This window comes from Variovorax sp. YR752 (assembly GCF_943372545.1).
Genome location: NZ_CALRZC010000257.1, coordinates 1 through 11,193, shown reverse-complemented (window position 1 = coordinate 11,193; position 11,193 = coordinate 1). Strand labels below are relative to the sequence as shown.

The 11,193-nt window shown below is 67.9% G+C and carries 12 protein-coding genes and 1 pseudogene; 7 read left to right on the top strand and 6 right to left on the bottom strand.

What is annotated here, in order from left to right:
- On the bottom strand, positions 1-1,706 hold a 1,706-nt coding region (locus tag AAG801_RS35820), incomplete at its 3' end, for a molybdopterin-dependent oxidoreductase (protein ID WP_341892698.1).
- Between the two features lie 93 nt (positions 1,707-1,799).
- Between AAG801_RS35820 and AAG801_RS35815 the strand changes: the two genes are divergently transcribed.
- The 7 genes and pseudogenes from AAG801_RS35815 (at position 1,800) to AAG801_RS35785 (ending at position 7,328) form a co-directional block, all read left to right on the top strand.
- Positions 1,800-2,378, top strand: a complete 579-nt coding sequence (locus tag AAG801_RS35815; protein WP_341892697.1) for a TetR/AcrR family transcriptional regulator — start codon at positions 1,800-1,802, stop codon at positions 2,376-2,378.
- Between the two features lie 79 nt (positions 2,379-2,457).
- Positions 2,458-3,825 carry an MATE family efflux transporter gene (locus AAG801_RS35810; RefSeq protein ID WP_341892696.1) on the top strand — a complete coding sequence of 456 codons (1,368 nt, stop codon included), beginning with the start codon at positions 2,458-2,460 and terminating at the stop codon, positions 3,823-3,825.
- 31 nt (positions 3,826-3,856) lie between these two features.
- Positions 3,857-4,462: a TetR/AcrR family transcriptional regulator gene (locus AAG801_RS35805; protein ID WP_341892695.1), complete on the top strand. Its 606-nt coding sequence runs from the start codon at positions 3,857-3,859 to the stop codon at positions 4,460-4,462.
- Between the two features lie 99 nt (positions 4,463-4,561).
- A complete protein-coding gene (locus tag AAG801_RS35800) occupies positions 4,562-5,563 on the top strand; it encodes an NADP-dependent oxidoreductase (protein WP_341892694.1) in 1,002 nt (333 codons plus the stop codon).
- 43 nt (positions 5,564-5,606) lie between these two features.
- On the top strand, positions 5,607-6,311 hold the full coding sequence (locus AAG801_RS35795) for an SDR family oxidoreductase (RefSeq protein WP_341892693.1): 705 nt from the start codon (positions 5,607-5,609) through the stop codon (positions 6,309-6,311).
- A 77-nt stretch (positions 6,312-6,388) separates the two neighbouring features.
- A pseudogene (locus tag AAG801_RS35790) lies at positions 6,389-6,803 on the top strand (hypothetical protein); the annotation flags it as partial.
- 99 nt (positions 6,804-6,902) lie between these two features.
- On the top strand, positions 6,903-7,328 hold the full coding sequence (locus AAG801_RS35785; protein ID WP_341892692.1) for a PaaI family thioesterase: 426 nt from the start codon (positions 6,903-6,905) through the stop codon (positions 7,326-7,328).
- 44 nt (positions 7,329-7,372) lie between these two features.
- Here the strand turns inward: AAG801_RS35785 and AAG801_RS35780 are convergent, their stop codons facing one another.
- The 5 genes from AAG801_RS35780 to AAG801_RS35760 form a co-directional block, all read right to left on the bottom strand.
- On the bottom strand, positions 7,373-7,741 hold the full coding sequence (locus AAG801_RS35780; RefSeq protein WP_341892691.1) for a helicase: 369 nt from the start codon (positions 7,739-7,741) through the stop codon (positions 7,373-7,375).
- 5 nt (positions 7,742-7,746) lie between these two features.
- Positions 7,747-8,592 (bottom strand): alpha/beta hydrolase, encoded by an 846-nt coding sequence (locus tag AAG801_RS35775; protein ID WP_341892690.1) that lies wholly within the window; start codon positions 8,590-8,592, stop codon positions 7,747-7,749.
- A gap of 23 nt (positions 8,593-8,615) precedes the next feature.
- Positions 8,616-9,587, bottom strand: a complete 972-nt coding sequence (locus AAG801_RS35770) for an alpha/beta hydrolase (RefSeq protein WP_341892689.1) — start codon at positions 9,585-9,587, stop codon at positions 8,616-8,618.
- 60 nt (positions 9,588-9,647) lie between these two features.
- Positions 9,648-10,910 (bottom strand): NADH:flavin oxidoreductase/NADH oxidase family protein, encoded by a 1,263-nt coding sequence (locus AAG801_RS35765; protein WP_341892688.1) that lies wholly within the window; start codon positions 10,908-10,910, stop codon positions 9,648-9,650.
- 88 nt (positions 10,911-10,998) lie between these two features.
- Positions 10,999-11,193: zinc-binding dehydrogenase (locus tag AAG801_RS35760; protein ID WP_341892687.1), on the bottom strand; the 195-nt coding region annotated here is incomplete at its 5' end.

Below are 11,193 nucleotides of genomic sequence, written 5' to 3'. Positions count from 1 at the left end.
GCCAGCAGCGCCTGGCGCACGGCCTGCGGCCGCAGCCGCGCGAGGCGGTGACAGGCCTGCCACAGTGGTGCGGCCGCCGCGGTGCCGTCTGGCAGGGCTGGCCCCAAGGTCTCGTACAGCACCTGGCCGGCCAGCTTGCCGACGTTCCTGTCGGCCGCGGCCGCCCCGGCGAACGCCGCGCCGAAGCGGACGGGGTCCCCGGCCGACGCACGCAGCGCAGCCAGCACCGCGTCATCGGCCATCAGGCCCATCGCGCGCGCCAGCCGGCCGTAGATCTCGGGCTCGGGCAGCGTGCCCGGCAGCGGCGGCAGCACCGGCGCGCGCACATGGAAGTAGTTGGTCGGCAGCTCGAAGTTGAACAGCGTGAACTCGCACTTCTCGAAGGTCGACGACGCCGGCAGCACGTAGTCGGCCTGCGCCGCGGTCTCGGTGTAGGCCACGTCGACCACCACCATCAGGTCCAGCGCGGCCATCGCCTGCAGCACGCGGGCGGTGTCGGCGGCGGTGTTCACCGGGTTGGCGCTGTCCACCCACAACACGCGCAGGCGGTCGGGGTGGTCGCTGAGCACCGCATCGGGGAACACGTTGGGCGACAGCAGGCCGCAGATCACCTCGGCCTGGGTGGCGAAGTGGCGTGCGCCCGGCGTGTTGCCCCACAGCGGCGCCAGCCAGCTGTGCAGGCCGTGCGTGCCAGGGCGGCTGAAGTGGCCGGTCATCAGGTACAGCAGCTTCTCCAGGTAGGAGTTCAGCGTCGAGTTCAGCCCCTGCTGGATGCCGAGCTCCACCCGCACCACCATGGCCTTGGCGTCGATGACCATCTGCACCAGCTGCGCGAAGGCGTCGGCACCGACGTCGGCCGCCGCCAGCCACTCGGCCACGGGCACCGCGGCCAGCGCCGCCTTCACCTCGTCCACGCCCACCGCGTGCGCGGCCAGGAAGGCCTCGTCGAAGGCCTGGCGGCGCATCAGCTCGGCCAGCAGCGCGCCGAGCAGGAAGGCGTCTGTGCCGGGCCGCAGGGCGATGTGCAGGTCGGCCATCTCGGCCGTCTCCGTGCGCCGGGGGTCGACCACGATCAGCTTGCGCTGCGGGTCCTTGCGCAGTCCGTTGAGCTGGTCGCGCGCATTGGTGAAGCCATGCGCCAGACGCGGGTTGGCGCCCAGCACCAGCAGCAGGTCGCAGTGATGGATGTCCTCGGCGGTGTGGCACATCTGCGAGCCGAAGAGGTGGCCGTTGAGCCAGAAGTCGCCGGTCTTCTCCTGCGACAGCGCGTTGAACACCGTGCGCGACCCGAGCGCCCGCAGGAAGCCGAAGGCATAGCTGCCGCCCGCATGGTTGCCCTGGCCGCCGCCGCCGAAGGCCGCCACCGTCTTGCCGCCGTGGGCGGCCACCACCGCACCCAGGCGCTCGGCGATCTCGCGGACCGCGGTGTCCCAGTCGATCGCCTCGTGGCTGCCGTCGGCGCGCCGGCGCAGCGGCGTGCTCAGGCGGTCACGGTGGTGCACATAGCTGGGGATGGCCTGGGCCTTGTTGCACAGGTAGCCCTGCGAGCGCGGGTTGTCGGCGTCGCCGCGCACCTTGACGATGCGCTGTGCAGCGCCGTCTCCGCTGACGCCCAGCTCGACGCCGCAGTTGATGTAGCAGAGGTTGCAGGCCGACTTGTGCCAGGTGAGTGGCGCGGTGTTTGGCGTGTCGATGCTGGCGTCCATGGCCTCGGTGTCCGCTTTGGGCCATCAGGATGACGACCATCATGCTGCAGTATGATGATCACAATCCAGACGGTCAACACGCCAAGAGCCACCATGGGACATTCACAAGCCGACAAGGCGCACAGCCGCGAGCGCATCCTGCGCCAGGCGGCCGATGCGGTGCGCGATACGGGCCTGGAGTCGGTCAGCGTCGGCAAGCTGATGCGCAGCGTGAACCTGACGCACGGCGGCTTCTACAACCACTTCGCCTCCCGGTCCGACCTGCTGGCGCAGGCGCTGGAGCGGGCCCTGGTCGAAGGCGCCAGGTCTGCCACCGCCGGCACGAAGCCTGGTGATGCCCCGCGCAGCTACGAGACGCGGGTGAAGGGCTACGTCAGCCGTGCGCACCGGGATGCGCGCACCAGCGGCTGCGCCATCGCGGCGCTGGCATCGGACGTTGCTCGCGCGGACACAGCTTCACGCGAAGTCATGTCGGCGCACCTCGACGACTTCGTCGCGCAGCTGGCGAATTCGATGGATCGCCAGGACGAAGGCGACGCCATGCTGGCGGTGAGCGCCATGGTCGGCGCCGTGCTGCTGGCACGGGTGCAGACCGATCCGAAGAAGTCCGACACGCTGCTGAAGTCGGTGCGCGACCGCCTGCTGGCGCTGAACCACAACGACCCGGCTTGATGACGCGCCAACCCCATCCACAGCACGTGCAGTTGCAGGCGGGCGGCGCATGACGGCCACGGCTGTTCCCCCGTCCCCAATGCCGCGCCAAGCCCCCGCGCCATCGCTGCTGACGGCACCCATCCTGCCGGCGCTGCTGCGCTTTGCGCTGCCCAACATGGTGGCGATGCTGGCCACTGCGCTGGCCACCGTGGCCGAGACGGCCTATGTCGGTAGTTTCGGCGTGCCGTCGCTGGCCGGCATGGCCCTGGTGTTCCCGATGGTCATGCTGCAGATGATGCTGTCTGGCGGCGCGATGGGCGGCGGCGTGGCGGCCGCCATCAGCCGGGCGCTGGGCGCAGGTGCGCCCGAGCGTGCTAACGCGCTGGCGGTGCATGCGCTGTGGATCGGCCTGGCCGCCGGCGGCTTGAACGGTCTGCTGATGCTGGCCTGGGGGCCGGCGATCTATGCCGGCCTGGGTGGCCGCGGCGAGGCGCTGGCGCAGGCCATCGCCTATTCGAACGTGGCGTTCTGCGGCTCGATCGGCGTCTGGCTGATGAACACCTTCGCCTCGGTGCTGCGTGGCGCCGGCAACATGCTGGTGCCGTCCGCGACCTTCCTGCTGGTCTCGCTCGCCCAGGTGCTGATCGGCGGGACGCTCGGCCTGGGCTGGGGGCCGTTTCCTCGCCTCGGCATGGCCGGCGTGGCGGCGGGGCAGGTCATCGCCTTCAGCGCGGGCGCCGCCTTTCTGTTCTGGTACCTGCAAAGCGGCCGCTCCAGGCTCAGCCTGGCGGTTCGCGCCACGCCGCTGCAGCGGGGCTTGCTGAGCGACATCCTGAAGGTGGGGGCGCTGGCCTGCATCTCACCGCTGCAGACGGTGCTGACGGTGCTGATCCTCACGCGACTGGTGGCGCAGTTCGGGCCCACGGCACTGGCAGGCTATGGCATCGGCGCGCGGCTCGAGTTCCTGCTCATACCGATCAGCTTTGCCATCGGCGTGGCGTCGGTGCCGCTGGTGGGCATGGCCATCGGCGCTGGCCTGGTGGCGCGTGCCAAACGTGTCGCGTGGATTGCGGCGCTGCTTGCCACGGCCACGCTGGGCCTGCTGGGCGGGGTCGCGGCGCTGGCGCCGGGGCTGTGGGTGGACCTGTTCACGCGCGACCCCGCCGTGCAGGCATCGGCCGCGCTGTACTTCCTCTGGGCCGGGCCGGTCTATGGCTTGTTCGGGCTGGGCCTGAGTCTGTATTTCTCGGCGCTGGGCGCGGGCAAGGTCGGGGGGCTGGTGCTGGCTGGCACCTTGCGGCTGCTGGTCGTGGCGATCGGTGGCTGGACGCTGCTGCAGACATCGGCCGAGCCCTGGACCGTCTTCGCGCTGGTCGCCCTGGGCATGGCCGTGTTCGGGTTGGCAGCAGCGCTTGCCGTGCGGGTCACGCGCTGGGGCCACGAGGGGCTGCCGACGACGCGGTGACGAGCCTTGCCACGCTTGCCGTCCAAGTTGTATGATGAACATCATGCGACAGGCAAGACCCAACGCGAAGGCCGCTGCCAAGGAGGCGTCGCACGAGCGCATTGTGGCGGTGGCCGCACGCGCGATCCGCAAGACCGGCTACGACGGCACCGGCGTGGCCGACATCATGAAGCAGGCCGGCCTCACCCATGGGGCGTTCTACGCCCACTTCGCGTCACGCGATGCCATGCTGGCCGAAGCCGCGGACCGAGCCGGTGCAGAGTCGATGGCGGCGGCGGCCGATGCGGTCGCCAAAGCGCCGCCCGCGCAGGCCTTGGCGGCCATGTTGCGCGCCTATCTGTCCCAGGCTCATATCGCCCATCCCGAGTTCGGTTGCCCGGTAGCCGCGCTGGGCTCCGAGATGCCGCGCCAGGCGCCCGAGGTCCGGCGCGCAGCCACGCGCCGCATCAAGGAGATGGTCGACCTGGTGGCACGCCAGTCGCCCGACTGGGGGCAACCGGGCGCCCACGAGCAAGCGCTCGTCACCGTGGCCACCATGGTCGGGGCCGTGGTGCTTGCCCGCGCCGTCGACGAAACGGGCCTGTCGGACGCCATCTGCCAGGCCACGCTGGCCCATCTTGTTCCCGCGCAGGGTTGATCCACACCATCGCCACTCGCGTTCGCACAAACATATGATGAACATCATGCAAATCAGGGTATGCCGGTCGACGGATCGTTTGTCCACCGAGGTACCGGCATGAAAGCCTTCGTGCTCGACCGATACGGCAAGCAGCGCGCGCTGCAACTGACCGAGGTACCCGTGCCCGAGTTGCGCGACGACGAGGCACTGGTGGAGGTACACGCTGCCGGCGTGAACCTGCTCGACGCCAAGATCAGGAGCGGCGAGTTCAAGCTGATCCTGCGCTATGGCATGCCACTCGTGCTCGGCCACGATGTCGCCGGCGTGGTGGTGAAGGTCGGCGCGCGGGTGCGGCAGTTCAAGGTCGGTGACGAGGTCTACGCGCGGGCTGATGATTTCCGCATCGGCAGCTTTGCCGAATTCGTTCCGGTCAAGGAGTCGTCCCTGGCGCTCAAGCCGACGACGCTGACCATGGCCGAGGCGGCCTCGCTGCCGCTGGTGGCCCTGACGGCGTGGCAGGCGCTGGTGGAAATGGCCGCCTTGAAGCGGGGGCAGAGCGTCTTCGTCCAGGCCGGTTCGGGCGGTGTGGGCACCTTTGCGATCCAGCTCGCCAAGCAGCGCGGTGCCCGTGTCGCCACCACCACCAGCTCGGCCAACGTGGACATGGTCAGGCGCCTGGGCGCAGACATCGTCATCGACTACAAGACGCAGGACTTCGAGGGTGTGCTGCGCGACCAGGATGTGGTCCTGAACAGCCAGGACGGCAAGACACTGACGAAATCCCTGCGGGTGCTCAAGCCCGGCGGCAAGCTGATCTCCATCTCCGGTCCGCCGGACCCGGCCTTCGGCCGGCAGATCGCTGCGCCGGCCATGCTGCGGGCGGCGCTGTGGCTGCTCAGCATGGGCGTCAGGCGCCAGGCGCGCAGCCGCGGCGTCGACTACCGCTTTCTCTTCATGCGTGCGGAAGGCAAGCAGCTGCGTGAGATCACCCGCCTGGTCGAAGCGGGAGCGATCCACCCGGTGATCGACAAGGTCTACCCGTTCGAGTCCACCAACGAAGCCCTGGCGCACGTCGAAGGCGGCCGCGCCAAGGGCAAGGTGGTGGTGGCCGTGCGCTGATCGGCCGCGAGCCCATGACCTCTCTCCACTGTCAGGAACCCCCATGAACATTGAAAATGCCACCGTCCTCGTCACCGGCGCCAATCGCGGCATCGGCCTGGCCTTCTGCCGCGCCTTGCTGGCCCGCGGCGCGCGCAAGGTGTACGCCGGTGCGCGTGACCCTTCCAGCGTGACCTTGCCCGGGGTGCAGGCGCTGCGGCTCGACGTCAACCAGCCGGCCGACGTGCAGGCGGCCGCCCGGCAGGCGGCGGATGTGACGCTGCTGATCAACAACGCTGGCATCGCGCAGCCCGGCGGCTTCATGCTGGCCGACAGCGAAGACACCACGCGGCGCCTGTTCGAGACGAACTTCTTTGCCATGCTGCGCGTGAGCCAGGCCTTCGCCCCCGTGCTCAAGGCCAACGGTGGCGGTGGCCTGCTCAACGTGCTGTCGATCGCGTCCTGGGTCAACGGCGGAGAGCTCGCTGCCTACTCGGCCAGCAAGGCCGCTGCGTGGTCGCTCACCAATGCCCTGCGCCATGAGTTGGCGGCACAACGCACGCAGGTGCTGGGCTTGCACATGGCCTATGTCGACACCGACCTCACGCGGGGCCTGGACGCGCCGAAGTCGAGCCCCGACGACATCGTCAGCCGTGCACTCGACGGGCTGGAGGCCGGGCAGCACGAGGTGCTGGCCGATGCGCTCACGCAGCAGATCAAGCAGGGGATGACTGCGCCCGTCCCCAGCTACCTGCCGCAATCGGCCTGAGGCACGCGGCCAGGCCAAGGCCTGGCCCGCGCCGCCTGCCACCACCTGGCAATCGGCCATCACTCCAAGGACACCCCGTGCTCTTCGAACCCTTCCAGCTGCGCAAGGTCCAGCTGGCCAACCGCCTGGTGATGTCGCCGCTGACGCGCAGCCGTGCGGTCCACGACGACACCGCCAATGCGCTGAAGGGCCAACCTGCCAGCCGGTGCCGAGGTGCTCGGGCCGTCGGTGGAACCCTGCCCGTGTGAGATGTGGACCGATGCGCAAGGCAGCCAGCCGCACACGTCGCCCCACGCGATGACGCCCGCCGACATCGCGGCCGCCGTGGGTGAGTACGTTCAGGCAGCCCGCCTGGCGATGGAGGCCGGCTTCGACGGCGTCGAACTGCACGCCGCCAACGGCTACCTGCTGGAGCAGTTCCTCAAGTATCTGGCGCTGACCACGGAACTGTCCCAACTCGGCCTGATGTACGCCCATGTGCTGGACCACTCGGACCACCTTCTACACGCCGGGTGAGAAGGGCTACACCGACGACCCGGCGCTTCACGCCTGAGCCTTTGATGTGGCCTTGATCAGCGCAGGAGCGACACCATGACGAACGTTCAAGACGTACACGCACAACTGCGCGTCATCAATCAATCAGCCGCGTTCAATCGCTGGTGTGGGTTGGAGGTGAAGTCCGCATCAGCGGGGCAGGTCGAACTCATCCTGCCCTGGCGAGCCGAGTTCGGGCAATACAGCGGCTTCCTCCACGCCGGGCTGATCGGGACCCTGATCGACACCGCCTGCGGCTTTGCGGCCGTGACGGTCGCCGGCCCCGGCGTGCTGGCCGCGCACTTCTCGGTGAACTGCCTGCGGCCGGCCCAGGGCGAGCACTTCATCGCGCGGGCGAGGGTCGTCAGGGCGGGCAAGACGCAGGTCTTCACGGCCTGTGAACTCTTCGCTGTCGCGTCGCAGGAAGAAAAGCTGGTCGCCACCGGCGAAGCTTTGCTGAGCGTCTTCAAGGCAGGAGGCTAGGGCCTGGCACCCAGCAGGCTCGCCAGGCGGTCGAGCGGCACGACCTACTTGCCGGGTTGCAGGTACTCCGTGAATCCCTGAAACCACAGCACCTCGACAAAGTCGCCGCTGATGAACAGGTCCTCGTCGTGCAGGGCGGCCAGGAAGGCCTCCTTGCCATCCTTGGCAGACAGGATCTTGAAGCCCCTGTCCGCATTCCTGAAGGTCAGCGTGAACTTCGGCGTCTTGGTCAGGCCGGCAAAGGACGTCACTTTGCCGTGCTGGATGCGGAAGTGACGCCCGACCTTGTCGAGCGTCTGAATCTGGAACTCCAGGGTCTTGCCAGCCACGTACTTCGCGCAGGCGGGCTTGGTGTTGACGGCTCTTTGCAGAAGCCTGGGCATCATCCACAGCAGGAACTTGAACTTCAGCATGATCATCACTCGCCGAGAAACTGGATCGCGTGCTTCAGGAAGCGCCCGGGGTACTGAAACTGCGCGGCGTGGCCGGCATCCGGGTAGACGAACAGCTGCGCATTCGGGATGTTCTGCGCCATGGACCAGGAATTGATGGTCGGGATCATCACGTCGTCCACGCCGTTGAGGATGAAGGTCGGTTGCTTGATCTCGCGAAGATGCGCGAATGGATCCTTGGGGTCCAGCTTCGGAAGGTAGTGCATGTTCGATTCGATCTGGGCCTGGATCACTTCAGGCGAACTCGGCGGGTCCTGGTCCGCCCGCTGGTGACGGCGTTGCCAGAAGTCGCGCCCGGCCTGCTGCGCAGCCTCGGAGCGGCCGAAGAACAGGAACAGGAAGTCATCCACCGTAGGAACCGGCCGTGGCGCCCGTTCCAGCACGCCGGGGTCCGAATCAGGGTTGCCACCGCGCGGCCCGGTGCCCAGCAGCATCAGCTTGCGCACCAGATCAGGGTGGCGTCGCGTCAGGTCCTGCGCCTGATAGCCGCCGAGCGAGAAGCCCAGCACGTCGACCTTGCGAAGACCCAGTGCACGGATCACCGCAGCCGCGTCGTCGGCCATGTGTTCGATGCGCGTGCGCGGCTTGCCGGAGGAGGACGCGACACCGCGGCCGTTGTACAGGATCACCTCGCGCCCGGCAGCCAGGCCATCCGTCATGAGCGGGTCCCAGTGGTCCATGCCGCCGCGGAAGTGCTGAAGAAAGAACAGCGGCGGCTGATCGGTTGTGCTGTTGCCCCAGCGGCGATAGGCGAATCTGTCGCCGTCGACGTCGACGAAGCGGGTGGGGGCGGTGAGGTGGGTGTCGGTCATGACGTGTTCTTCCTGCGGAGGGTCTATCGCGCCAGGAACTCGAGTGCCTTGGGCACGAAGTCGGCGTGGAACTGGAAGATGGCGCCATGGCCGGAGTCGGGGTAGACGATCAGCGTGCTGTTGGGCAGGCGCCGAGCCAGGTCGTGTGTGTTCGTCGTCGGCACCATGCGGTCGGCATCGCCGTTGGCCACCAGCACGGGCTGCTTGACGACCGACAGATTCGCCGGTGCCTTCAGACCCCAGCTGCGCAAGGCTTCCAGTTGGGCGAACAACGCGCTCACGGTGATCTCCGTGTCACGGTTCTGCGACCGTTCCTTCAGGCGCTCCAGGAACGCCTTGCCGGCCTCGATGCCGCCGGGCGTTCGGGTGAAGAACAGGAACTGCTTCGCATCCTGACCGGTGAAGAGGCCGCGCAGGATGTCGTAGAAGGTCACGCCGGCCACGGTGCTGATGCCTTCGCCACCGGCAGGCCCGGTTCCCGCAAGAATCATCTTGCGCACGAGCTGCGGATCCTTCAGCACGACTTCCTGGGCGACCATCCCGCCCATCGAGAAGCCGAAGAGGTCCACCTGCTTGAAGCCCTTGGCCTTGATGAAGGCGATGGCATCGTCAGCCATCTGCTCCATCGAATTCCACGGTGATCCGCTCGACGCGCCCACGCCGCGGTTGTCGAACGCGATGACGTGATGCTTCGCAGCGAGACCGTCGACGATCCGCGGGTCCCAGTTGTCCAGCACGGCGGCCAGGTGGACCAGCAGCACGACCGGTGTGCCGCCATGATGCTTGCCCAGCTCGCGGTACGCGAAGTCCACGCCGCCGGCCGTGATGGATTGGGTTGGCACGTTCGCCCAACGGGCAGCCTGCGCTTGCTCGGCAGGTGGCGGGCTCGCCATCGTGGCTCCGGATTGCTGAGCACTCGCGGCGGATGTGAACGACAGCAGTGGCAGGGCGGCCAGGGCGGACGTCAGGGCGATGGTTTTCAGTGAGTGGCGCATGGCAGGGGCTTTCAGGTTTTCGCTTTGATGGATGGTGGGTGAATGGCGGCCGTTGCCGACTCAGGCTCGCAGGCGCCGGGTCTTGTAGGTTCCCCATTGAGTCGATACCAGGGACTTGAGGAAGGCAGCCAGGCCGCTTTCGTTGGCACGCGGGTTGCCGCCCTCGGCGATGCGCCTGAGCTGTCGCGTGTACCAGAGGACTTCCATGAGCCCCATGCGATCCACAGGCTTGATCCCGGTGGTGATCGGCCGCACACGCTGCGGGCTGTCGCGGCCTTGCAGCAAGGCGGCAGGGGCGTCGGGGTCGATGGCCAGCAGCCGCGCCAGGCCGACGATGTCGAGCGCACCGGAACGCAACGCGGCATTCATGCCCTCAGCGGTCCGGAAGCCGCCCGTGACCATCAGGGGCACGCGCACGGCCGTGCGCACCTTCTCCGCGAACTCGAGGAAGTACGCTTCGCGCGCCACCGTCGTCGCCTTCTGCGCTGGCTGGAAGGCACCACTCATCGCGGGCGCTTCGTAGGTGCCGCCCGAGATCTCGATCAGGTCGATGCCGGCGTCGGCGAGTGCCTGGATGGTGGCCATCGACTCCTCTTCGGTGAAGCCACCGCGCTGGAAGTCGGCCGAGTTGAGCTTGATGCCCACCGCAAAATCGGCACCCACCTGGCGGCGGACCTCGGCGTAGACAGCCATCACGAAGCGGCGCCGGTTCTCCGGGCTGCCACCCCATTCGTCGGTGCGTTGGTTGTGATGCGGTGAGAGGAACTGGCTGACGAGATAGCCGTGTGCACCGTGGATCTGCACGCCGCTGAAGCCGGCCTCCTTGCAGATGGCCGCGCTGCGGCCGAAGCGCTGGATGATGTCCTGGATCTCGGCGGTAGTGGCTTCGCGCGGGGTCTCGAAGAAAGCCGCCATGTCCTCGCGGAACGGGATGGCGGACGGCGCCACGTTGCTGGCATTCAACCCCTTGGGCGACTGCTTTCCGGGGTGGTTGAGCTGCACCCACAGTGCCGCGCCCTGGTCGCTTGCTGCGCGCGCCCATTGCCGCAGGATGGGCAGATCAGCCTCGTCCTCGATCACGACATTGCCGGGCTCGCCCAGTGCGCGCCGGTCGATCATGACATTGCCCGTGAGCAGCAAGCCGATGCCTGACGCCGCCCAACGTCGGTACAACGCGACGAGCTTGGGCGTCGCATGGTTGTCGTAGGTGCCCAGCGTCTCGCTCATCGAGGCCTTGGCCAGGCGATTGCGCAGCACGCCACCATTGGGAAGACGCAAAGGCTGAGCCAGAAGGTTGATCTCAGGCGGGCGGGGCTTGGACATGGTGCTTCCTGGACGAGGCGGCTTCGAGAGCGGTGCTTGTGGGGGTGTGTGACATGGCGTGTTCCGCCCGCGCGTTGTTCGATGGCAGCTATCGCATCTGCACGACGACCTTGCCCTTGGCTCGTCCCTGGGCGAGGTAGTCCAGTGCATCCTTGGCCTGCTCGAAAGGAAACACCCTGTCGATCACCGGCCGGATGCGCTGCGTCTCGAGGAGCTTGCCGATCTGGGCGAGTTGGTCGCCGTCGGCGCGGGCAAAGAGGAACGAGTAGTCGACGTCCTGCTT